General features: G+C 68.5%; 19 protein-coding genes and 2 CRISPR repeat arrays. Of the genes, 2 read left to right on the top strand and 17 right to left on the bottom strand.

The genetic code is table 11. The annotated features are described in order from the left end of the window. Window positions 1-192: 192 nt before the first annotated feature. The 8 genes from ABD808_RS36995 to ABD808_RS37030 all read right to left on the bottom strand — a co-directional run bounded on the left by ABD808_RS36995 (window position 193) and on the right by ABD808_RS37030 (window position 7,025). A complete protein-coding gene (locus tag ABD808_RS36995; protein ID WP_344907737.1) occupies window positions 193-1,080 on the bottom strand; it encodes a CPBP family intramembrane glutamic endopeptidase in 888 nt (295 codons plus the stop codon). A gap of 146 nt (window positions 1,081-1,226) precedes the next feature. Then, window positions 1,227-2,477 carry an acyl-CoA dehydrogenase family protein gene (locus ABD808_RS37000; RefSeq protein WP_344907740.1) on the bottom strand — a complete coding sequence of 417 codons (1,251 nt, stop codon included), beginning with the start codon at window positions 2,475-2,477 and terminating at the stop codon, window positions 1,227-1,229. Between the two features lie 74 nt (window positions 2,478-2,551). After that, window positions 2,552-3,211 carry a GAF domain-containing protein gene (locus ABD808_RS37005; protein ID WP_344907742.1) on the bottom strand — a complete coding sequence of 220 codons (660 nt, stop codon included), beginning with the start codon at window positions 3,209-3,211 and terminating at the stop codon, window positions 2,552-2,554. Continuing rightward, a complete protein-coding gene (locus ABD808_RS37010; RefSeq protein ID WP_344907745.1) occupies window positions 3,208-3,858 on the bottom strand; it encodes a GTP-binding protein in 651 nt (216 codons plus the stop codon). The genes ABD808_RS37005 and ABD808_RS37010 overlap by 4 nt, the downstream gene beginning before the upstream one ends. A gap of 52 nt (window positions 3,859-3,910) precedes the next feature. Further along, window positions 3,911-4,288, bottom strand: coding sequence for a DUF742 domain-containing protein (locus tag ABD808_RS37015; protein ID WP_344907748.1), 378 nt, complete (start codon window positions 4,286-4,288; stop codon window positions 3,911-3,913). Next, window positions 4,278-4,853: a roadblock/LC7 domain-containing protein gene (locus ABD808_RS37020; RefSeq protein ID WP_344907751.1), complete on the bottom strand. Its 576-nt coding sequence runs from the start codon at window positions 4,851-4,853 to the stop codon at window positions 4,278-4,280. Before ABD808_RS37020 ends, ABD808_RS37015 begins: the two co-directional genes overlap by 11 nt. A gap of 80 nt (window positions 4,854-4,933) precedes the next feature. After that, window positions 4,934-6,259, bottom strand: a complete 1,326-nt coding sequence (locus ABD808_RS37025; protein WP_344907754.1) for a sensor histidine kinase — start codon at window positions 6,257-6,259, stop codon at window positions 4,934-4,936. 232 nt (window positions 6,260-6,491) lie between these two features. After that, window positions 6,492-7,025, bottom strand: coding sequence for an HAD family hydrolase (locus tag ABD808_RS37030; protein WP_344907757.1), 534 nt, complete (start codon window positions 7,023-7,025; stop codon window positions 6,492-6,494). Between the two features lie 644 nt (window positions 7,026-7,669). Between ABD808_RS37030 and ABD808_RS37035 the strand changes: the two genes are divergently transcribed. After that, entirely contained in the window at window positions 7,670-9,067 is a 1,398-nt protein-coding gene (locus ABD808_RS37035; protein ID WP_344907759.1) for a helix-turn-helix transcriptional regulator, read from the top strand. 24 nt (window positions 9,068-9,091) lie between these two features. After that, on the top strand, window positions 9,092-9,988 hold the full coding sequence (locus ABD808_RS37040; RefSeq protein WP_344907762.1) for an aminoglycoside phosphotransferase family protein: 897 nt from the start codon (window positions 9,092-9,094) through the stop codon (window positions 9,986-9,988). Between the two features lie 70 nt (window positions 9,989-10,058). Here ABD808_RS37040 and ABD808_RS37045 read toward each other — a convergent pair whose 3' ends face one another. The 9 genes from ABD808_RS37045 to cas3 form a co-directional block, all read right to left on the bottom strand. After that, window positions 10,059-12,755 (bottom strand): BTAD domain-containing putative transcriptional regulator, encoded by a 2,697-nt coding sequence (locus ABD808_RS37045; protein WP_344907765.1) that lies wholly within the window; start codon window positions 12,753-12,755, stop codon window positions 10,059-10,061. A gap of 13 nt (window positions 12,756-12,768) precedes the next feature. Then, a CRISPR array of direct repeats spans window positions 12,769-13,042; the repeat unit is 29 nt; unit sequence GGACCATCCCCGCGTGCGCGGGGCCGACC. A gap of 17 nt (window positions 13,043-13,059) precedes the next feature. Continuing rightward, complete coding sequence (cas2e, locus tag ABD808_RS37050) at window positions 13,060-13,371, bottom strand: type I-E CRISPR-associated endoribonuclease Cas2e (protein WP_344907768.1); 312 nt, start codon at window positions 13,369-13,371, stop codon at window positions 13,060-13,062. Continuing rightward, the gene (gene cas1e / locus ABD808_RS37055; protein WP_344907771.1) at window positions 13,368-14,387 is read right to left on the bottom strand and encodes a type I-E CRISPR-associated endonuclease Cas1e; all 1,020 of its coding nucleotides are present in this window, start codon (window positions 14,385-14,387) and stop codon (window positions 13,368-13,370) included. Before cas1e ends, cas2e begins: the two co-directional genes overlap by 4 nt. Further along, window positions 14,388-15,149 carry a type I-E CRISPR-associated protein Cas6/Cse3/CasE gene (gene cas6e / locus ABD808_RS37060; RefSeq protein ID WP_344907773.1) on the bottom strand — a complete coding sequence of 254 codons (762 nt, stop codon included), beginning with the start codon at window positions 15,147-15,149 and terminating at the stop codon, window positions 14,388-14,390. A gap of 3 nt (window positions 15,150-15,152) precedes the next feature. Beyond that, the gene (cas5e, locus tag ABD808_RS37065; protein ID WP_344907776.1) at window positions 15,153-15,938 is read right to left on the bottom strand and encodes a type I-E CRISPR-associated protein Cas5/CasD; all 786 of its coding nucleotides are present in this window, start codon (window positions 15,936-15,938) and stop codon (window positions 15,153-15,155) included. Between the two features lie 11 nt (window positions 15,939-15,949). Next, window positions 15,950-17,095, bottom strand: coding sequence for a type I-E CRISPR-associated protein Cas7/Cse4/CasC (gene cas7e / locus ABD808_RS37070; protein WP_344907779.1), 1,146 nt, complete (start codon window positions 17,093-17,095; stop codon window positions 15,950-15,952). A gap of 44 nt (window positions 17,096-17,139) precedes the next feature. Beyond that, window positions 17,140-17,766 carry a type I-E CRISPR-associated protein Cse2/CasB gene (gene casB, locus ABD808_RS37075; RefSeq protein ID WP_344907782.1) on the bottom strand — a complete coding sequence of 209 codons (627 nt, stop codon included), beginning with the start codon at window positions 17,764-17,766 and terminating at the stop codon, window positions 17,140-17,142. 29 nt (window positions 17,767-17,795) lie between these two features. Next, window positions 17,796-19,424 carry a type I-E CRISPR-associated protein Cse1/CasA gene (gene casA / locus ABD808_RS37080; RefSeq protein WP_344907785.1) on the bottom strand — a complete coding sequence of 543 codons (1,629 nt, stop codon included), beginning with the start codon at window positions 19,422-19,424 and terminating at the stop codon, window positions 17,796-17,798. 220 nt (window positions 19,425-19,644) lie between these two features. Continuing rightward, window positions 19,645-22,521 (bottom strand): CRISPR-associated helicase Cas3', encoded by a 2,877-nt coding sequence (gene cas3, locus ABD808_RS37085; RefSeq protein WP_344907788.1) that lies wholly within the window; start codon window positions 22,519-22,521, stop codon window positions 19,645-19,647. A 158-nt stretch (window positions 22,522-22,679) separates the two neighbouring features. Then, window positions 22,680-22,951: direct repeats of the CRISPR family, unit length 28 nt; unit sequence GTCGGCCCCGCGCACGCGGGGATGGTTC. Window positions 22,952-23,030: the final 79 nt, after the last annotated feature.

A 23,030-nucleotide genomic window follows, 5' to 3' on the forward strand; every position in this document is an offset into this window, starting at 1 on the left:
GACTTCCTCTTGACCTCGTTCCGGACATCATCTGGGAATCGGGCCACGCGGTTGGGAACCTTTCTCGGCTTACGGTGCCGGTGCGCATGTCGCCGGGCGGATTGTGCTGGGAAGTGGCCATGCAGGGGGGTTCGCGATTGTCTTCCGCAGGTGATGAAGGGTTTGGCGGCATGGGCGAGGTGGTGTGGCCGTTCACACGAGTGGGGACGACCGGCTGTCGAGGTGGTCGCTCAAGGCCGTACCTGGTGGGACGGGGAGGTCCTTGGTCGCGGGGCGCGGCCGGAAGGCGATGACGGCACAGACCGTGAGCATCAGCGCGGTCAGTGCCGCTGTGAGCAGGGGAGCCCGCGTGCAGATGGCGGCCGAGTTCAGCCCCGAGTGCAACGCGATCGCCGGGGCGAGGGACCCCGTCCGCTCCCGCACGACGGCCAGCGCGCCACCGGCTGCGAGGAGGACGGGCATCAGCTTCCAGTCCGCGTGCGGTACGGCGAACAGGAGTGCGGTGACCGGCGCCGCGCACCACGGCCCGCGCCAGGACCGTAGCCCGGCGTAGATCACGCCGCGGCACAGCACCTCTTCGTTGACCGGAGCCAGGACCACGACCAGGACCACCAGCACGGCCAACTGGGCCCCGTGGGCGTCCCGCACCACCACGGCGGTGTCCTGGCGTGCCGGGACCAGCAGCGCGTACGCGGCCATCACCAGCATCAGCGTCGCGCCCGCCCCGAGCGTCCAGCCAATGACGACGCCTGGTGAGCGCGGTGAGGGGACCAGGGCGAAGTCGGTCAGGCGTGGCCGCGCCCGCCGATGTCTCCACACGCTCAACGTCCACGCCGCGATCAGCCCGCCCACGGCGACGCATGCGGCGTTCACGACCAGCTGCCCGTCCTGGTCGTCCTTGTCAGGGACGGCTCCCGCCGCCGCCAGCACGATCAGCGTCACGACGGCGGTGACCGCCATCGCGACGAGCGCGACGAACGGAGCGGCCACGGCGTGCCGTAGCGACCACTCCGGCGCGGTAACCGTCCGGCACGTCTGCCTGGAGGCCGGAGCGCGCCGCCGGGTGTGGGCGGGTTCCACGGCGGGAATCGGCGGGGGTGCCGCAGCCTTATCGGCGACGACTCCGCTCGTACGGAGCTGGTCGGTGTGGGGTCGGTGGCGGCGTTTCAAAGGTGTCCCTGTGCTTGTTCGGACCGCCCCGGGGGCGGGTTCGGGTGGAGGAAGGTCTAGGAGGCGTGGCCGGATCCGGTGTCTGCGGGCGGTGCGGGGAGCGGGTGCAATGCGACCCGGTCTGCCAGCCGCACCGAGTACGGGCGGTGGTCGGTGCCGAGGGCGTCCTCGGCGAGGCGGTGGCGCTGGACGTCGGCGGTCCCGGCGGGCGGGTCCATGGCGAGCGCGTCCTGGGCGAGTTGCCCGATGCGGCGGTCGGTGCGGAAGGCGGCCGCGCCGTGGGCGAGCATCGCGTCGTCGGCCGAGGCGCGCACGGTGCTGGCGGCCTGGAGTTTGGCGTTGATCAGGTCGGTGTCGGACGGCCGGGCGTGGTCGAGCAGATGCACCGCCTGGTAGGCACTCGCGCGGGCGCCCATGAGGCGGGCCCTGATCTGTCCGATCCGCTGGCGAATGACCGGGTGGTCGGCCAGTGGTTCGCCATAGCGTTGGCGCGCTCGGGTGAACGCGACGGTTTCGTCGAGGAGCGCGCGGTGAATGCCGAGCGCGACGGCGGCGAGGTTGGGGCGGCCCGCCAGGATCGAGGCGGCGTAGGCGACGTCGAGACCGTCGCCCTCGTCGCCGATCATGTTCGCGGCGGGGACTCGGACGTCCTCGAACACCAGATCCCCGAACGAGAAGCCGTGCAGGACGCGCGCGGGCCGGTAGGGGACGCGCCGGACTCCCGGCCGTTTCGTCTCGACCCAGAACGCCGACAGGGCCCGCGAACCGGCCGAAGCGGAGGGGGCGGCAGTGCGGACCACGACACCGATCACGTCGGTCAGATGGGAGTTGCCGATGTAGGTCTTGCGGCCGGTGAGCACCCAGTGGTCGCCGTCGCGGCGGCCGGTGGCCCGCATGTCCAGCACGTGCCCACCGGACTCCTCCTCGGTGACCGCGATCGTCGGTAGGCATTCACCCGCGACGATCGGTGGCATCCAGTCCCGTAACTGGGCCTCGCTGCCGTAGTGCAGGAGTGTCGCCGCGCCGAGCTGGGCCGCCTGAAGGGCGGCGCCCATCGCGGGGCTCGCCAGCGAGATCTCCTCCAACAGAATCGTCTTGGCGAGGTGCCCCAGACCGGTCCCGTGCCACTTGGTGGGGACGGCCGCGCCGACCCAGCCCAGCCGGGCCATCATCTGGACGATCTCGGCCTCGACCGCGCCGGGGCGTTCGATCCGGCCGAGACGAGGGGTGATCTCCTCACGGGCGAAGTCGCGGGCATGTCGGCGGAGTTCCTGGTGAGCATCGGTTTCGGTCATGAACACAGGCACCGTCCCCTCCTGTCGTTCGGGCCGTTCAGCCGGTGGTCGGTCCGGCACAGGGTCACCGACCACCGCTGCGGCCATTAGCCGGGCTCCGGCCTGGACGCCCTGCCGCCAGGAGCTATGCCGTCTGGGTCGGCGGCGTGGAGTTGGCTGGTGATGGGTTGGCCGGTGCGCTCCTCGATCAGGGCTGCCACCCTGCTGGCGTGGTCTTTGATCAGAGCCAGCGACACGTGGTCGGTCTCTTCGGGCAGCGCGGCGGCGCCGACCACGCACACGGTGCCGAACACCGTGCCGCTGGGCCCGTGGGCGATGGGGGCTCCGGCGTAGGTCCGGATACCGATGGAGTCCACCACGTGCCCGCCGGAGAACCGTGGCCAGGCGTACACGTCGGGGAGGACGAGTGCTGCGCGGCGGTTGACCACCTCTGGGCACCATCCGTGGTCCCGCGACATCGTCCGGTCCACTGGTTTCTCGCCCGGCGGGTTGTGTAGCCCGACGAAGGTCTGCTGGACGGTGATCAGGTTGACCATGGCGTACAGGCCCTCGGCGGCCGGGCCGAGTTCGGCGGCGAACGCGGCGGCGGTCTGCGCGGCGAACGCGTCGAACTCCTCGTCCTGGACCAGCGCGGCTAGCCCGAGGTCGGCCAGCAACTCGGCGCGTTCGCGGGCAGCGGCCAGCGGTTGGGCGTGGTCGCGGCTGTACAGCCCCAGGTAGGTCCCGAGGTAGGTGCCGTCGGTCACGGGTGTGCTCCCTGGGGCGGTCGTGGGTCGGGGCCCGGCGCCGCCGGGGGGCCGGTGGTGGGGTCCATGCGGGTGCGGGCGGTCAGGGCGTAGGTGACCAGGGCCTTCAGCACGGTGACGGCGGATGCGAAGTCGCGGGCGTCGCAGGGCACCACCGGCACTGGCGGTGGCAGGGCCAGGGCGCGGCGGACGGCCGGGACGGGATAGCGGTGGGCACCGTCGAACTCGTTGACCGCGACGACGAACGGCATCTTGCGGTTCTCGAAGTAGTCGATCGGGTCGAAGCTGTCGGTCAGGCGGCGGGTGTCGGCCACGACCACCGCGCCGACCGCGCCGTAGGTCAGCTCGTCCCACAGGACACGGAACCGGTCCTGGCCCGGAGTGCCGAACAGCAGCAGGGTCAGCTGTCTGGGCACCTTCAGGGTGCGGCGGCCGTGGTCCAGCGCCACCGTGGTGGTGGTCTTGGCGGCGACCCCGTCCAGCGAGTCGACCCGCGCCCCGTTCTCGGTGAGGATCTCTTCGGTCAGCAGCGGCGGGGACTCGCTGACCGAACCGATCAGTGTCGTCTTACCGGCGCCGAAGCCGCCCGCGACGATGATCTTGACGGCGAGGTGGGGGGCGACGCCCCGATCACGTGTTGTGGTCATGGGACTTTCATCAGGTCGGACCCCCGGCGGCGTCGGGGTGTCGGGTGGGACGTCAGGCCAGGGCGTGGAGGCCATCGAGAAGGTCGCGCAGCAGGCTCGGGTCGTGGGGGTTGGCGTCGGGGTGATCACGTGGATCGGCCAGGGCGCCCCTGGCGATCAGGTCGGACAGGATGATCTGGGTGACCAGGACCGGCTGGCCGATGGTGGCGGCGATCTCGGCGACCGAACACCACCCCTGCCGACGGCACATCCGCAGCGCCTGCGCGGCTTCGGGCTGAAGCCTCACGTCGGGAACGGGCGGGGCGGTGGCGACCAGCACGGTGTCGTACCGCATCGGGTACTGGGGGCGGGTCACACCACCGGTGACCATGTAGGCCCGCAACTCCTCTGGACGTTCCTGCGCGATCCACGCTCGACGGTCACCGCTCATCGCCGGAACCGTCCACGCCGCTCCCGGCCGCGCCGCTGGTCGTGACGCGGGCGGTGGTGCGCAGGTGTTCGGCGACGCCCTCGATCAGCGCGGTCATCTGCTTCCCGACCGTGCGGGTGTCGGCGTCGGGGCCGAGCAGCACCATCAGCAGCGTTTCCGTGAAGGACTGTCTGCTCACCGTGGCGCCGGGCGCAGGCCGCGGCACCAGCGGGCGCGTCGGCTGCCGCTGGTGGTGGGTGCTCACCATCAACAGAGCCTTGTGCTCCAGATAGAGCTGGAGCAGCTGGACCTCGCCGCCGGGCGGATCGGTGATGTTCCCTGCGGCGCGGCCCGAGGAGTACAGCGTCGCCGCCACGGCCGCGATCTGCTCGGCCTTTTCCACTGCGAGCCTGCCCGTGCACGCGATCGGCAGCCCGTCCCGCGAGGTCAGCACCGCGGCGTCGGCGCCGTGCGCCTCCACCAGGAAGTTGTCCAGCAACCAGCCCAGGTCACGGTCGCGCCGCTCACCGGGTCCTCCGGTGGACTCGGGTGACTCTGCCGGAGCGGGAGTCGGGAGAATCGTCATGGGTCTCATTCCTCCTGGTCGGACGCCGGGCGTGCGACGGGCTCGCAGCCAGCGGGTTGGTCGTGGTGAAGAGCGGGCTCTCAACCCGCCGCAGGCCCATCGGGGGCGTCGGGGGTGTCGGTCACGGCTTCCAGGAAGTCGGCCGCCTGTTCGGTCGCGGGCCGCTCCCGCCGGGGCGGGCGCGCTGCGGGGACCTGCGGCCCCGAGCGGGCGCCCGGCGCGCTGCCGAGGGTGCGGTTCGGGGCGCGTCTGGGCAGTGCGGGCAGGTCTGCCGATGGTGTGCCGATGGCGGGACCGGTCTCGGCTTGGCGAGAGGAGATCTCGTCCACCGATCCGGCCGCCGGTGACGGGGGCGCCTCTGCGAGTCCTAGTTCGGGGGGCACGGTACGGGGCGATACCGGGGGCCACCCCGGAGGTCCGGCCAACCCGGCCTGCTGGCGGGTGTCCCCCTCGTCCGGTGCTGCGGTGCTCGGGTTCGTCGCGGGCGGGACCGCCGTGCCCGGAGTCGTTGTGCGCGGCGTCAGCAGCACCGTGTCGGGCAGTTCGACCACCGCGCGGGTACCCGCGTCGGCGCCGGGGTTCAGCACCACCCGCACGTCATTGCGTTGCGCGAGGATCGCCACCACCAGCACCCCGATCGTCCCGGTGATGATCTGGTCGCGGGGGCTGGCCTCATCGGGCTGGGCCAACAACCGGTTCAGCGCGGCACGCTTGTCCGGCGCCATCGACAACCCACGGTCGGCGACCTCGATTCGTACCCCGCCGCTGGTGGCGGCGACGGTCACCAGCACGTCGGTGTCGGGGTGGGAGAATCGGGTCGCGTTCTCGATCAGCTCCGCTAGCAACAGCCCCAACTCCGGTGCGGCGTCCTGTGGGACGTCCACGTCGATCCCGGTCGGCGGGATCCGTACGCGCCGGTAGTGCTCGACCTGCGCGGCCGCCTGCCGCATCACCGTCGACAGGGGCAACGGCTCCGGCAGCCGCCTCGCGGTGGCGCCGCCGAGTACGCCCAGCCGTTCCAGCGCACGCAGCGTCCGCATCCCCAGGTGGTCAATCGCGAAGAGTTGACGCAGCAGCGCCGGGTCCTCCACGCCGCGCTGTGTCGCGGCGAGGACCTCCAGCAGCCGGTAGACCAGGGCGTGCACCGGTCGGGCGGCGCTGTCGAGCAACTCCCGTTCGTTCGCGTCGCCGCCCGCCGACGCGAACGGCGCGTGCGCTAAGAAGGCGTGGGCGCGCGCCCGCGCGGCCAGCGACGCCACGATCGCGTCCGCCGCCCGATCCGGCGTGCCCGCAGGGCAGAAAGGCTGGAACCAGCGCACCGGATGCCGATACCCCACCAAGGGACGCTCCCAATGCCAGGCCAGGTCGGCCGCGCCGCGCCACCGGGACACCGGTTGCACCGCCACCACTTGGTCCACGGCGTCGTCTGGGCGCTCTACCTGAACCCGCACCGCCCCGGCCGACAACCCGACCGCCCCGCGCGACACCGGCACGGCCTGGCAGGCACGCAGCCCCCGACGGTCGAGTCGACCGATCAAGTCATCCGCGTGCTCGGCCGCCCGACCCTGGCCGATCGGATGGAGGCGGGACGTGGTCACCATGACGTCGCTCCCCACATCAGCCGGAACAGATCGCACGTCAAGCCGCCGCCGTTCGCGCGAGCAGTGCGGGCAACTCCCGCATGTGAGAGATCACCGCAGCGCTGTCCGGGACCCCACCGGACGCGCCACGCCAACGATCCGGCGTCTCGGACGACTGGCCGGACGGCGCGACCAGGACCGCCCGCATCCCCGCCGCCACCGCCGGGACCACATCGGTCCGCACCCGGTCGCCCACGTAGCAGACCTCGCTCGCCGGGCATCCTGCCGCTGCGACGACCGCCTCGAAGAACTTGTGGTCCGGCTTGGCCACGCCGAGCTCGTGGCTGTGCAGGACCTCCCGCAGCAGGCCCCGCACGCCCGCGACGGCCAACTGGTGATGGCGGGACTGACCGGGCCTCGTGTTGGACGCGACCACCAGGCCCAGCCCGAGCTCGTGCAGATCCCGGACCGCGTCGGCGCACTCCGGGTCCACGGGGAACGACCCGCCCACCCGGCGCGCGTCCCGGCTCCGCGGCCTGAAGACCATCGCCAGGAAGCCCTCGTACCCGGGCGGCACGAACTCGGGGGACATGGCCCACCTACCGGGTTGGGGCCTCACGTCCAAGACTCCGCCGTAATCCAGAGCCACACACCGCACCGGCGGCACCCAACTCCGGACCACATCGACCGCGCTCACCGCACGGCCTTTCGCGGGCTCGGGATTCCCCAGAATCCGATCGGCTCCTCAACGAAAACGCGGCTGGCCCCGGCGATGACTTTCCCGCCCAAGAGGTAGTCGTAGGTGCGGGCGATGTTCGGCGTGCTGGTGCAGAGCCTCGCGTGGGACGAAGGTTGGTCCGCCGGGAATTTTCGACGGAGCAAGAACGACATCGGACCGGCGGAACACGGGGCGTGGAGGCCCTTATGTGCACGGTGGTGCGAAATGCGGTTTCTGTTCGTTAACGCGGTCACTGTGGTTCCCCTTACCTTCCAGATGGTCTCCTCGCGGAGCGGAGCCGAGTGATGGGGAATGGACTGCATCCGAGCGACTCGCCTCTGCTCGCCCGTGAAGGTTCGCGTTTGCCGGTCGGGTTGTGAAGGTCGTTGGCTTGGCCGTTTTGCCGGACGTCTACGGGATCTGGTCGTTTACTGGTCGTTTCAGCGATCACACGCCCCTGTCTCGTCATCGCGGGCGATACTGGTGACCTCCTGCGAGGTCAGAAAGGCGAAGTCGCTGTGCAGAAGCCAGACCGTGGACCCCGCGCGGGTCTTTCCGCGGCACGCGCACTTCGAGGTCTGACCCAGGAGGCCGCAGCCGAGGAGATCGGTGTCTCCCCGACGACTTGGGCGCGCTGGGAGCAGGGCAAACAGGGCATCCGGTTGAACTCACGCAGACGACTCGCGGAAATGTTCGGCGTCACCCTCGTCGAGGTCGATCGGTGGGTCGCCGTCGACGAGGCCGAACCGGTGGCGCCATGGTTGTCAGGCGAGTCGGAGGGCTTCACCTCGCCAGCGGATACCGTGGAGTCTTGCGGCGAGTTGTGGAGGTGGGATGTGGATCCTGCGCGACGTCGTCTTCTGGGCACGATGCCGTTCGTTCCGGCGGTGCTAAGCGAATGGTTGCTGTCGTGGAACCTTGACCCCATCGACAAGCTGAAGCTTCGCGTGGGCCCTGCCGCATCGGTGGGAATGGAGGACGTGCGCCGAATCAGGGAGGCAACCCAAGCCTTTAGCCAGATGGACGAACAGTTCGGCGGTGGGCTGGTACGTCCCGCCGTCGTGGACTATTTGAACACCAAGATCGCCCCACTGTTGGAGGGCCGTTACAGCGAAGAGGTGGGTGAGCACCTAGCCTCGGCCGCCGCGCTGATGACCGCGCTGGCCGGCTGGGAAGCCTACGACACCGGCTCCCATGGCCTAGCGCAAATTCACTACGGTCATGCCCTCCAACTCGCCAAGGCGGCCAGAGACAACCTGACCGCCGCACGAATTCTGTCGATCCTTGCCCAGCAGGCATGCGACCTCAAACATCCGCAATGGGCCGTGCGGCTGGCTTCGGCGGCTCACCAAGCAGGGCAGAAGGCCCAGGCACCCCCGCGCGTCATGGCGCATCTTCTGCTGCAGGAGGCAAGAGCCGCAGCCACCGCCATCACGCTGGCCGACACTCGCGACCGCCATGGCGAGACCCGGGTCCGTCGCCTCCTTGGCGACGCCGAGACCGCTTTCGCTCAGGCCGCCCCCGGCGACAACGAACCGACCTGGATCTCCTACTTCACCCAACCAGAGTTCACCGCGTGTGCTGGGCTGTGCTGGCAGATGATCGGAGAGTATCCGCGCGCCGCCCAGTGCGCAGACCGAGCGGTACGTGGTCTGGACTCCCGATTCCCGCGAGCGATTCAACTCAATACGGTGCACATGGCGACCGCCCAACTAGGCATGGGCGAACTCGACCACGCGCTGGTCTCAGCCAAGGACGCCGTCCCCATGGCCAACGCCCTGACCTCCCGCCGCTCCGAGGAGTGGGTTCGGGACTTCGACACCAGACTCGCTCCCCACTCCGACGATCGGCGGGTCAAGGACTGGCGCGACTACATGCGCATTGAACTCGGCGGGCAACGAGCCCGTGAGGCGTAGCCTCAAGCAGGGCATGACCACCAGGTGATCCCCCTCCAACAAGTGTGCACGGCGGCCGGGCTCGACCCCAAGGGCGCGGTGCGGCTCTCTGGCCGAGCCAACGCGGTCTACCACCTCCCGCACGCCAACGCCGTTGCGCGGCTTCGCCAGACGCACAACAGCCCCGAATGGGATCGGCGCGTTGCTACCTCGGTGCAGGTCACGCGTTGGTTGGCCGAGCAGGGCTACCCCACGGTCCAGCCACTGGACGCGGTCCCACAGCCGGTCACCGTTGACGGCTGGACCGCCACCTTCTGGCGGTACGAGCCACCTGACGAGCACGCGACGTCGACGAAAGTCACCGACCTGGCCCGGCTGCTGCGTCGCCTGCACGCACTGCCGACCCCGCCGATCAAACTCCCTACCACCGATCCCCTGGGATCCTTGCCGGACGACCTGCGTCAACATCCCGAAGCACTCACCCCGCAACAGCGGGACTGGCTGCTGCGCCGCTGCGCCGACATCACCGCGGCCTACCCCACCGCCGTGATGCCTCCTGGGTTGGACCACGGGCTGATCCACGGCGACGCGCACACCGGCAACCTGATTCCCGTCCGCGGCGGTCATGTGGTCTGCGACTGGGACTCGGTCAGCCACGGATCGCGAGCCCAGGACCTCATCCCCAGCCTCTACGGCGTCATCCGCCTCGGCAGCCCCAGAACCACCTGGCTGGAGATGTGCTCCGCCTACGGCATCGACCCAGATCTCGAGAACCACCCAGGGATGCGACTGCTACACCGAGCCCGCGAAATCCGAGCCCTGGCCGCCTACATCCGCGCCGCCGCCCGCTCCACAGTGGCAAAGGCCGAACTGGACAAGAGAATGCGGACGCTGATGACGAACGAGGACACCATCTGGCACGCCCCGGACGGGTTTCGGTAACACCCCTGATCATCGGGTTCCTGCGCTGCGGTTTTCCCAGGCGTGAACGGTTCGGCCACCCACGGGGACGTCAGCGGTGTTGCTGGAGCTTGGTGCGTAGTTCGTGGGTTTGGTCGTTGGGTTCGGCGTCGATGTCGATGAGGTGGGTTGTCAGGAGTTGGTAGGTGCGCTCGGCGGCGTCGGGATGACCGAGTTGCGTCTGTAGTTGCATGATGGTGCGGTAGAGGGGTTCGGCGTAGGGGTCGAGGGTGACGGCTCGTTCGAGCGCGGCGAGCGCTTCTTCCGGGTGGTCGTGTTGGAGGAGCCGGGCGAGTCGGGTCAGGGCGTCGGTGACGGCCCGGCGCAGGTGTTCGCGGTGGTTTTCGGCCCAGCCGTAGCTGAAGCCGGCGGCGAACTCGTCGGTGTAGAGGTCGGTGACTCGTGTGAGTGCGGCGATGCGGTCGGCGTCGGTGGTGGCGTGGCGGGCGCCGGTGAGTGCGGCGGCGAGGTGCTGCTCGTCGACTTCGATGAGGCCCGGGTCGAGACGGTAGCGACCTGCGGTGTGGATGACGTACATGGGTTCGCGTAGTCCGGTCGCGGCGCGGAGTGTCCTGCGGATGTTGGCGATGGCGGTGTTGAACGTGGTGGTCGTGGTGTGAGGGTCCTGGCTGGACCAAAGAGCTGTTACGGCTTGTTCGCGGGTGACCCCGTTGGGGTTGAGGGCGAGGTAAGCGAGCAGGTCGCGGGCGTCGCGTCGGACTCCGGTGGTGATGGGGCCCTGGGCGGTGTGCAGGTGGACGGAGCCGAGGACTTGGAGGCGGATCGGCGGGGCCCGGTCGTGGTCGATGGAGGGGACGAAGCTCTCGCTGGTCGCGGTGTCGTCATGTTGAGGCGTCTGGTCCCTGGCGGGGTCGGGTCGGGGGCGCGGGACGGTGGATGTTTCGGGTTCGGGCGCTCCGGTGGCGGTGCGGAGGCTGTGGAGCATGGCATTGGCGTCGTGGGCGGTGAGGTGGAACAGGCGGGCTCCTACGAGCGCGTCGGCGTGGGGTCCTTCGGCGTGAGTGACGGTGGCGTCGTCGGTGAGGTGCAGGGTGGTTCCCGTTGGTGCCGGGCCGAGGAGGAGGGTTCCGAGGCCGTAGGTGTGGCTGAACTGGGTGATGGCGTGGAGGGTGGCGGCTGTGCGTGCGGGGGCGGTGGCGGCCAGGAGCAGGGTGGGCAGCGGCTCGGCGGGGTCAGCGGCGCGGAGAGCGGTCACGTCGGGTTCGTCGGCGGTTTCCATGAGCCTGGCGCGGTGGATGGCCTCGGCCTGTAGGTGGGCGGTAGCGGTGGTGAGGGTGGGTGTGAGGGTGAGCCCGGGGATGCCTTCGAGGACGGCGCCGGGATAGAGGGCGACTGCGGCGGGTTGGGGGATGAGGAGTTCGGCGCGGTCACGGGGCGCTTTGGCGAGCAGTTCGGTGGTGATGGCTCGGGCGGCGGCGTGCGCGCCGTCACCGGTCAGGCCGAGGGTGAGTCCGGCGAGCGGCAGGGTGATCGGGGCGTCGTCGCGGGTGCCCAGGGTGATGTGGTCGGGTGGCGGTGTGGCGCGGTCGTTCGCGGCGAGGTCGGCGTCGGAGGGGATGGGTGCGTCGTGGTCGGTGTAGGTGCGGTCCAGGTGGGCCTTGCGGGCTTGGGCGACGGGTTCGGGCGGCGGTGTGAACTGCTCGGCGGAAACGTCATCGGTGCTGGTGGTGTGTCGGCGACGCCGGTGTAGGCGGGTCATCGCAACGGCGAGGCTGAGCGCTGCGGCGAGACCGATTCCGATGCGGGAACCGGACGGCAGGGTGATGCTCGATTGGCCTTGGTCCGCCGAACGCCGAGTCGACGGTGCTGGTGTGGACGGTTCTGGGCTGGACGGCGGGTTCTCCACGGGGGGCGCAACGATCGGGGTCGGTACCTCTGCGGGATGGCTTCTGGAGGTGGGGCGGCCTTGTTGAAGAGCGTGTGTTGGGTGGTCGTGGGTGCGGTGCTGTTCGGACCTCGGAGGACGTTCCTGGCGCGTGCTCTGTTCTGCCTCGGGGTCCCCGGCTTTCGTCGGACCGGACGGGATGCGGAGCTGCTGACCGGGGCTGATCTCGTCGGGATCGGTGAGGGCCGGTACTCCGGGCGGTTGGTCGATGGCGCGGCTGGCCTTGAAGATCTTGGTGTAGCGGCTGCCGGAGCCGTAGGCGCGGCGGGCCAGGCTCCACAGGGTGTCGCCACGGTGGACGATCCGGGTCTGCCATGCGGGCTGTTCGGTGTCCGGGGTGGGAGGCGCACCTTCGCCGAGGAACGGTTCCCACCCCGGGTTCTGGGACGGGGTCGTGCTGGGCCCATTGGTGGGTTCGGTGTCAGCGGTGGTCTGGGTGGCGGCCGACGCGGGAGTCGTGAAGGCCAGGGCGGTGCTGAAGATAAGGGTGACCGCCGCGACCAGGTCGCGGGCCAGGAGTTGCATGGGGCGGACTGGGCGCGGAAGCGCGGGCAGGGTACGTCCGGCCAGGTGGCTGACGGTTTCGGCGCAGGTGGCGGCGACGAACACGGCCCACGCCGTCCACCCGAGGAGCCGGACAGCCGACAGGAACAGCCAGTTGTCGGTGTCGGGGCGCAGCAGCACGGCTGCGACCTGCTCCCAGGACGGAACGTGGTCGGGGATCGGGGACCCTGCCACGGCGTACAGGCCGGTCGGGACACCGGCCAGCAGTACGGCGCTGGTCAGCAGAGCGCAGGATCCTCGCAGGATTTCTGTGAGCCGGGTGGGTGCGGAAACGGTCATGGCCGGGCTTGTCGGACCATCCCCGCGTGCGCGGGGCCGACCCAAGCCGAGCTGGCCGAGATCAGCGAAGTGCTGGACCATCCCCGCGTGCGCGGGGCCGACCAGTAGGCCCTTTCCGGACACGATGCACGTGCAGGACCATCCCCGCGTGCGCGGGGCCGACCTTGCCTAGCTGGATCTGCAGGGCCTTGACCGCGGACCATCCCCGCGTGCGCGGGGCCGACGGTGACGTCCTCGGCCAGCGCGGCCATGATCCGCGGACCATCCCCGCGTGCGCGGGGCCGACACTTGTTGACGTGCGGGTTTATCGGGTGAGGGGCGGGTTTTCGTTTAGTTGGTTTCGGTGGCGTGCTGACAGGATGAGGCCGTCGAAGTCGACGGGTTTCCAGCGGTCCTTGCCGGCGGTGCGGACGGTCCAGCCTTGTTCGTTGTCAGCGGGTTCTACGAGGATTGCCTGGCCATCACCGATGCGGTTGGCGAGGAGGTCCCAGAGGCGGTCGCGGATGCGTCGGCTGGGGTTGCCGACGAAGACGCCTGCGTGTACTTCGACCATCCAGCGGGTGAGGTGGCCGCGGAGTCCCTCGGGTGCAGCGATTAGGACGATGACGGTGGTCATGTGGTGGTGCCAGTGGTGGGCGGGTCGAACTCGGGCCCGATGATGGCAAGGTGTTGGTCACCCATGCCAGGTTGGATGAGGTCTTCGCTTCCGGACCAGTTGACGCCACCGGAGACGACTCCGGCGCGTTCGTCCCAGAGCTGGTTGACGTCCTCGTCGATTGGTATGCGGGTTGCCTCGTCGGGGTTGAGCAGCGCTTTGACATCGTGGACGATGCGTCCGAGGAGACGGTTTTCGGCGATGAGGTCGCGTAGTCCGGTTCGAGCGTCGCGTTCGTCAGTAAGGCCCTGGGCGGCTAGGTCGAAGGCTAGGGGAATCGTGTAGTCGGCTTTGTAGAGGTCGGCGATGTCCAAGACGAAAGAGATGGCTGATCCGGTGTGGACGAAGCCGAGTCCGGGGCTGGCTCCAAGTCCGACGATGACGGCGTAGCAGATGCCGTAGAGCGCGGCGTTTGCGGCTGACAGGAGCCGGTTGAGGTCGTCACCGGCAGCTTGGGCTTCTCCGGCTTTGTATTCGCGGCGGTTCCAGGTGACGCCGGTGCGTTGCGCATGGGTCTTGTAGAGCTTGCGGATACGGGTTCCCTCGCGTCCACGGAGTTGCTGCATGGTCGCATTGGAGACGTCTTCGCCCGGGAAGCGCAGGCCGTACATGGCGCGGGCGACGTTGAGGCGTTCTTTAGGCCTGGTGACCAGGTATGCCTGTCGATGGAGCAGTCCGGCTCCGCGAGCTGGGCCGAGCCCCGAGGCGTAGAGACGGACGCCTTGTTGGCCGACCCAGCAGATCGCGGTGCCGGAGTCGCCGAGCAGGTTGACGGCGCCGTGGGTGATGCGGGTACCTGGGCCCAGCAGGAGGACGGCGACCAAGGCAGCCGGGACCCGGACGGTTTCGCGCCTGTTGATGACGACGACGGCGTTCTCATCGCGGTCTACGTGGCTCCGTTCCACGTAAACGCTGGAGATGCGGTCTTGAAGACGGTGCAGATCGTGTGGGTGCGCCTTCCACCAGATGTCGGCCATTCAACTTCCTGCCAAGGGCGCGAGCGTGAGCAGGCCGCAACCGTAGGCCTTGGCCGGTCCGATCCCGTCCAGAAGTGCGCGGGTGAGCAGGTCGGGATCGATGACCTTCAGGCGTCCCTGGAAGGTCGCGACGTGCAGGACGACGTCGCGACGTTCGCCTTTGGTGAATGAGAGACGGTCCCGATGGATGATGCGTACGTCGGGTGCGGCGGTGGAATCCTCGGAGCCAGGGATCGGCAGGTCGGGGTCGGTACGTGCCAAGGGGATCTGAAAACCGTAGTTGTCAGTTCGCTTCAGAAACCAGTTGAGCTGGTGGGCGGCAGTGCGGTGTCCGGTGCGGACGGATGAGCGGCGTTTACCAGTGGACGGGTCTTCGTCCGTGCCGCCTTGGACGTTGGTGCGGGCCGGGGGGCGTGGGATGTTCTGGACGGGGTTGGCAGTGAGTCGGAAGGTGAACTCGCGGCCGATGGCCAGTTGCGCCAAGAGCGGGGCGTAGTCGGCGACGACGTAGTGTTCACCGTCGTCGGTGGCGGGCCATCCGGCGGCTTCGACCAGATGCGACCAGTCGGGTTTTGATCGGGTGAGGGCGATCAGATGGGGGCGGTGGGGGTTGTCGGTGTCCCATCGCCACAGTCGGCGTTCGGCGTCAGGGGTCGCAGGGACGGCCGCGCTGACGTAGCTGTGCATTGCCCGCGGGTTGGCGAGCAGCTCACGGGACTGCTGCCGCAAGGGGTTGATGCGGACGCGGGAAAGGTAAGTCATCGGTCACCAGCCCAGCAGCGCGAAGGGGTCATGGCCTGCGCCGGTGGGCGCGTCGGGTTCTGGGAATCCGGTGGGGGCCGAGACCCAGGAGTGAGCGAGGCGGCGGCTGGTGAAGCGGCGGTCGCGCAGGGAGAACGACGTGGGCACGTCGTGGACGACGTCGTCGCCGTCGAGGGTCTCGATGGTCGTCGGCAGGTCGATGCTGGGCGGCCGTCCGTGGCGGCGCTGGAACTCGCGGCGTGCGGCATGTCCCGCCTGCCAAGGCTGCTCGCCGAGGGCTTCGTTCAGTGCCCCGTCGTATGTGCCGAGAAGTATCGGCTGGGTGGGCGGGCACGAACGCCGTCCGAGCGCGAGAGGGAACGCTGGACGTCGAATGGCGGCAGCTAGCGCGTCCACCAGACTGGAAGGACCTGCGATGCCAGCGACGAAGACGGCGTCCTGCAAGTAGTAGCGCTGGGTGACGTGGGTGTACTTGGCAGGCGAGGTGGGTTTCTGCACGCCTTTGGCGTTGACGGCCGCCTGTGGCAGCGGACGACCACGGTAGTCGCTGACGGTGTGGTAGTCCCGCAGTAGCGTCCCGGCCTGATCGACTCGTATCCCGAGGGCAAGGTCGAGCAGTTCGCCGGGAGGGTCTTCGCGGCGGCGGCCCTGCGCGGCGGCCAGCAGTCCCAGAATGCCGGACTTGGTCGGTTCGGGGCGGGTCTCACGACGGTTGAAGCGGCTTTGATCACCCCAGGACTGGAGGGGCCCGGCGAGCCGCAGCATCAACACTCGTTGATGGTCTGCCATGGGGATGGTCCTCAGCTCTGCCACGTGCGCGCCAGGGCCTGGTCCAAGCCTTGCAGCAGCTGGTCGAAGGATTGGTTGTCGCCGAACGCGCGGGCGATGTCGTCGTCAGCGGTGCCGTCGAAGGCGTGCGAGGCCCCGGCGTGGACGGGTTGGTCCCCCCATTGGCGGACCGAGCGCAGGTACTCGCGGGCCAGGCGACCGGCCGATTCGGCTGCCACGCCGCAGGCGGCGCCGGAGGGGTCGGTATCGGGAACGGGACGTTCGAAGGCCGAGACCAGGTTGACGGGCTGGTCGCCTCGGACGACGACGGCAACCAGACTGGGCCTGGTGCGGTGCGCGAAGGAGGTGATGTGGCCGGTGGGCATGGACAGTGCGAAAGCCCTACCGAATCGCTGTATCGCCTCCAGGGCCGTCTCGGCGGAACCGATGTTGTCGACCAGCTGATGCATGCCGATGACGGCGTAGCGGTAGAGGGTTGCTGAGTTGAAACCTATGCTTCCGATCATTCCGGCGCCGGTCTCGTCCCGCTCGTTGGCGTCGTCGACGGCCGTGTAGTAGTCGGCTTCCAACTCGACGCGGTGGGTCGACAGCGCATGAGCGACCTGGGCGGCAGCGTCGACGTTGAGGGAAGGGATGTCGGCGACCATGCGTCCGAACAGGGCGACGCCCATCGGGTGGCCGGTCTTGAGTTCGTCGGCGACCTTCATGTCCTTGACGGCGGCGGTCAGATCGTCCTCGGACAGCGCAGCGAGGTCGGTGGCGCGGTCGGCGACGAGGTCGACGATGCGGTCGAGCTGCCCGAAGCCGTAGTACAGGAGATAGGCGGTGTCTCCGGCTTTGCGTCCTGCCTTGATGCCCAGAGGTTCCAGCAATGCACCGGCGAGCCGCTGAGCCTGCTCGGCGTCCACGTCCGTACGATCCTGAAGCCGTCCGGACAGCTGCTTGGCGATCTGTTTGGTGCGGGTCGATTGGTCGGCTTCTGGCAGATGCCGGTCGAACTCGATGCGGGTCGCGCGCTTCCATGCCTGTGAGGAGACGCGGGAGCGGCGGACACCACCGAAGAACGCCTCCTTCGGGTTGCCCTGGTCATCACGGTTCAGGTTCGCTGGCGGGACGGTCTGGAGGATGTGGTACTCGACGTACTGCTGCTCGGGCATGCGTGACTCCTTGAAGGTGGTGTTCGTGGTGGCCGGTGTCGCGGTCAGGACGGGAGGGGCTTCCCCTCGTTGGGGGCTGTGCCGTTGCCCTGAGCGGCATCGTCGTCCTGCTGAGTCCAGACCTGGTATTCCATGGCCCAGCGGCGGCGCGCACGGCGGCGGCCGTCCTCGTGGTGCCAGTCCTGGATGAGCTGCATCAGCCGGTCGTAGTCCACGGGTTCGCCGATGACGCGGAGTTGATCGAAGAGTCCACGGAGCCGCATGAGCAGCGCCGCGGGGTTGGTGGTCGTGGCGGCGGCGTTGACGCGTGCGTCCACGGCCTGGGAGCTGAAGCGGTCACTCGCGCGCAGCCTGTGCAACGCCATTCCCAACGGTCGCTTGGGACGGTGCATCGAGGTCTTCTTGGACTGCTGATGCAGTCCGTACAAGGCCAGTGCGGCGTGCTCGGCACGCTGCTCGACCGACACCTGGCCGCGCTGTGCGAGTCTGTCGTCGACGGGGCAGGTGTAGAACCGCCACATGGCCGCGACCTCGCCTGCGTCCCGTCCCAGCCCGGCGCGCAGGGCGGCCAGATCCTCGCCGGGGGGAGGACCGAGGGGGCGGCGGGTGCGAGGGTCGTGTGCGAGCCATTCGCCGTTGGCGGCGACGCGATTCCAGTAGCGCTGAGTCATGAGTGCCTTCGCGTGTGAATGGGGTGCGGTTAACGCTCGTCTTTGGTGCGCGGCAGGATGCGGTTGAGCCGCCGGTAGAAGTCGTTCACTGCGACGCCCAGGGGAAAGGCCGCCGCGGTCGTTCCGTCGGGTTTCCTGGTCTCGCGGCCAGCGAACACACTCTCGGGGACGGCGGCGTGTACCGAGTCAGCGATCTGAAGCGCCAGTCGTCGAGCTTCTTGCTCCCAGGCCAGCAGGCCGCGATCGAGCGTCTCGGCGTCCGGGACGTTCTGCAAGCCGCGCAGCAGGCGCCTCACCACCGAGTCCAGCAGGTGGAGCAGCCGCTCACCAGGACGTTGCCCCTTGTCCCACGGAATGGGTTCCAAGCCGCTAGCGCGACGCAGGTCGGCCGACAGATAGTTGAGGGCCTGCGCGAGTTGTTCGGCCTGTTCGGTGGCCTCCAACACCGCGAAGCGGACGTCGGCGTTGGCGCGCAACGCCGCGACCGGCAGCGGTGTTGCGTCGTGCAGGACGTCCTCGATCACCGCGGACTGGTTCCCGTAGACCACGCCGAAGGTCTCCGCACGCAACGGGTAGCGGTCGTCGATGAGGTCTTCGGCTGCCAGCCCGCTGACCTGGTCGAGCAACTCGCTGGCGCGGAACGCCGCGGTCTCAAGGGCTTCCACGGCGAGTAGGGCGTTCATCCCCCGCCATATCGCCTTGCCCGGCGTGTGTCGCAGCGGTCGCTCCGGCACGGGTTTCGCTTGCTTCGCCGCCTTCTTCGTGGGTTTGTCGACTCGCCATGCCGTGTGCGGCTCCCAGTCGGGAGTCATCGTGAGCCGGTCACCGGCCGCAACGATCACGCCTGTGACGCGGTCGCCGTCCGGGGTCTGTTCGGGGACGAGCCGGACCCGTCGCGACTGCCAGGTCCACAGATCCAGCAGGCCCTTAGCCGTCCGGCTTTCCCACGCGGGGCCGATGGATCGCCTCCACTGGGGAACGCCGAGACGCCCCTGCACACCGATCGGAATGTTGAGCAGAAGGGTCTCGTAGAGTGTCCGGCCGATCGGCACGACCACCCCCAACTGCCCGAGGGGACCCGTGGGGTTGCCCGTCGTCTTACCGGCCTTGACCATCGGATCGCCTTCTGCCCCGGTCTTGATCGCCGCGGTGTCCCAGCAGTGCGCGTGCAGTAGCCACAGCGCCGCATCAGCCGGTGTCAGCCGCGGTGGATCGCCTTCGGTCCGCGCGGAGAAGAACGGCACGTTGTTGCCGGTGGCCTCCGCGGCAACCAGCAAGCCCGACCCCTTGACATCCCCTTTGGCCGTCCGCAGTCCGGCAACCTGGGCGAACGGTGCCTCGGGGTGGAACAGGTCGAAACGGGGACGGTGATCTTCAAGGTAGGTGTCGAGCTTGTCCAACTCGGCTTCGCTGAAGGCTCCCCGGGAGAATCTGTCCGCCCACGCTCGTCGGTCGGCCGGTGCTCCCAGCGCATCCACGACGACCGGCAAGAGCACCTGCCGCAGCAGCGCTGGCGACTGCGTTGCAAAGTCAGTGACGATCTCGGTGATCTCACCGGCGCGGTGCAGGACCTCTTGGAGCCCCATCGGTTCGATGGTCCGACCGTCGCCAAGCCGTGGGCGCAACCATGGCTCGGCAACCAGACCGAACTCAGCCATCACGGATCTCCCAAGTGGTTTTGTGTAGAAATTCTGACGCTAGCCAGGTCCGTGCCGTTTCTCAGGGATATGGCAGGGTTGGCCGGACGCGGCCCCGCGCTGGACAACGGCGAGTCTTGTTGCCCCCGTCTTTCCGGGGATGGCTCATGGTTGTGTGTGAGCTGCACGTCGGCCCCGCAAGGCGGGGAGAGGGCGGGACGCAACCACCGTCCCGCCCTCCTCATCGACGTGGCTCCGTCACCACCAGGCCCAGCAGCGAGTCATAGCGAAGGACAAAATCACCGAGGCGTGCCGCGCCGGACGCGTCCAACGGCAGGGCAAGGCTGTAGCGCAGCCACGGATGACCGCGCCACCCGTCCAGCGGCCCCAAGTCCGATTCGGCCGCTTCGGTCAGCCTGGCAGGAAGCCGCACGGTTCCGCCGAGCACGTCTTCCAGCACATCGCGGGAAGCCTCACCCTGCGGCCCCAGCGATCGGCCCGACAAGGCCCGGAAGCCACGGTCGTCACGACGCACCAGCACCACCTCAACGCTCCGGTCCCCATCACGCACGACCGCCTGATGGTGCTCTTCCGACAGGCCCTGACTCACCCCGCCGCTGTGCAGCCCCTCCAGCGTTCGTCGAGTGTGCTCTCCCGCCCGCGTGAGCAAGAACGGCTCAGCGCTCTCAGCGCGTGCACGTTGCCGGGTCTCCCAGTCGGCGCGTGCCTGACGTTCGTCTTCAGCCCAATTCCCCGGGACCGAGTATTGATCCGGGCCGTAGACATCAGCGACCAATTCCGGAACCTGCTCGGGAATCGACCAACGTCCACCCTCAGCAGCGCACACCTTTGCCGCAGTTCGCAACAACAGATATCTGCCGTAGATGGCTTCGGCGGCGCCCGACAGTTCCGGCGGCGCGTCGTCGCGCGGCAGAAACCCGGTGACGATCACTCGTGGTTCACTGACCGGTCCCGGCCGGTGCACTCCTGAGTGCCGGTGGGTGCGGCCGATGCGTTGCAGCAGCAGGTCCATTGGAGCCAGATCCGTGACCAGCAAATCGGCGTCGACGTCGAAAGACTGTTCGGCAAGCTGCGTCGCCACCACGATCCTGCGGGCGGGACGACCGGAACCTTGCTGTTGCGGCGGTCCCAACGCCCGCAGGCACTCCTCGGTTCGATCGGCGCGGTCGCTGGCGCTGAGCCGTCCATGCAGCAGGCGTACTTCGTCGCCGAATTCTGCGCGCAGAACATTGAAGGTGTCCTGTGCGCGAAGCACCGTGTTACGGATCACCAGGGCGCATCCACCTTCGGCGAGTCGTTCACGCAGCAGCGAAAGCACCTGAGCATCCCCGGCGTGCACCCCACCGTCCGTCGACGCCGGGGAACTGACAGGCTCCGGAAGGACCTCCACTCCGACCTGCAGATTTTCTCGCCAGGATCGACAACTCTCGACAAGGTGCCCGATCGACGCTCCAGTGCTCCAGACGGCCGTGACATTCGGATAGCCGGTGGGCTCGGGCACAGCGTGTGCCATCGAGGCGTCCGTCCCCTCGTGGTCTGTAGCCCCTGCCAGGTAGGCCGCTACCAGTTCACGGCGTTGCGTCGGCGGCAGGGTCGCCGATAGCAACACCACTGGTACCTGTGCCTGTCCTAGCCAACGCAGCCCCTCGACCAAAAACTGCGACATGTAGACATCGGCTGCGTGCACCTCGTCCAGGATCACAACCTTGCCCGCCAGGCCCGCCATGCGCAGCATCACGTGTTTGGTGCGGGTGGCGGCGAACAACAACTGGTCGATCGTCCCCACCACGATCGGGCTCAGTAGCCCACGCTTGGCTCCAAGGAACCATTCCGCTGGCACGTGACGCTCTGCAACCGCCTCCGAACAGCATGAACCGCCTGACATCGCATAAGGGTCGGCGAGGCCGAACTCATCTTCGGCGACTCCGATGAACCGGTCATCGGGAGCAGGATCTTCGAGAAGGTCCTGCCATTGCTTGTTGAACATTCGCTTGCCGTGCAGCAGAGCCACCTGCGAGGCCAACGAAGGAGAGATGGCCTCGACCCAGGACCGGACATTAGTGAACATCGGATCGCACGTCGCCTGGGTGGGCATCCCCACGAACACACCGTCCGTCCCCCACCGCGCGGCCAATATCTCGGCGGCTACCAGCGCCGACTTGGTCTTCCCCTCCCCCATGGGCGCTTCGACCACTACCAAGCCCGGCGCTTCCATGCGTCTGACGACGTCCACCACCATCGCCTGCGAAGGCCGAGGATCGTCTCCGAACCGCCGCTGGAAAATGTTCCCGTCGGGCTCCCGCAACTCACCCCAGCCGCCACGCAGTCCGAGTCGTCCCCATGCCTTCTCAGCCCGCGCCCGCGCTCCCTGTAGACTGACTTGCTCAAAATCATCGACGCCCTCGAAATGGCGCTGGTCGCTGGCGATCCAATCCGCCATCACCACGAAGCCACTCAATTGCAACTGCACGGCCCGGCTAGGCGAACCCAACGGTTCAGCTTCCGCGACATCATCGAAGCCCACCGCCCGCGTAAAAGCGTCGAGCAACGCGCGACGCGCCATATCCCATCCCGCCGCCTTACCGCTGAGCTGCCCACGGGCGCGTTCAGGCTCTCGTGCCTTACCGAGCGTCGGGAACAGACCGTGATGGCCCGCGATCAGCGGCCACACCCAGCCGATGCTGTCCTTCAACCAACCGACTTCGGTGAGGTATCGGCGCATCAAGACACCACCTGCCCGGTCATGCCGCCAGCGGTACCGCTCCACCGTCCGCTGGTCCCAGGTCAGGCCCGAAGCGAGTACACGGGCGGCACCAGCTGCATCCATGTGCTGAAACGCAGGAGTCGCCTTGCCGAAATCATGGATCCCGCACAACCACGCAAAAAGCCGACGTCCCCCGCCAGCACCCGCAATGCCGTCCAGCATCTGGCGCACCGATGGCGCCAAATAGTGATCCCAAATCAGCTCGGCAACCGCCGCCGTATCGAACAGATGTTGCAACAGTAAGTTGGCCCGCCCACCGGCCTTGCCCGCGCTCTTGCCCCACAGCACCGCCAAAGGACTCGGGACGCTCGACGCCGACCTATCGTTGCTCACAGCGCGTAAGGTAGCCGTGCCCACTGACAAAACCACCGACGCCGGAGCTGTACCGCGCCAGCGGCGCAGCTCCCAGGCTCTCACCACCATCGGCCAGGATCGTCAACCAACCGAATGAGAAACCACCCTCTCGCTGATAACGTCGCAGGTCAGGAAGTGTCGGCCCCGCGCACGCGGGGATGGTTCCTTGTAGCTACCGGAGTCGAGCACTCCGCACGTGTCGGCCCCGCGCACGCGGGGATGGTTCCGGACCCCGCGCAGCTTGCCGAGCAACTCGCCGGTCGGCCCCGCGCACGCGGGGATGGTTCTTATGTGCTCATCCCCTACGACCACCAGGTGGAGTCGGCCCCGCGCACGCGGGGATGGTTCCCTCTGATGGCCGCGCGCGGCTGGTACCGCAACGTCGGCCCCGCGCACCCGGGGATGGTTCTCACTGTGAGGTGCCTCGGACCTTCCGGACAGGTCCCCAACTAGGGTTGGGGGAACCGGAAAGGAAGGTCGTTGGCACG

Origin of the sequence: Actinomadura meridiana (assembly GCF_039537545.1) — a bacterium.
Lineage (GTDB): Bacteria > Actinomycetota > Actinomycetes > Streptosporangiales > Streptosporangiaceae > Spirillospora > Spirillospora meridiana.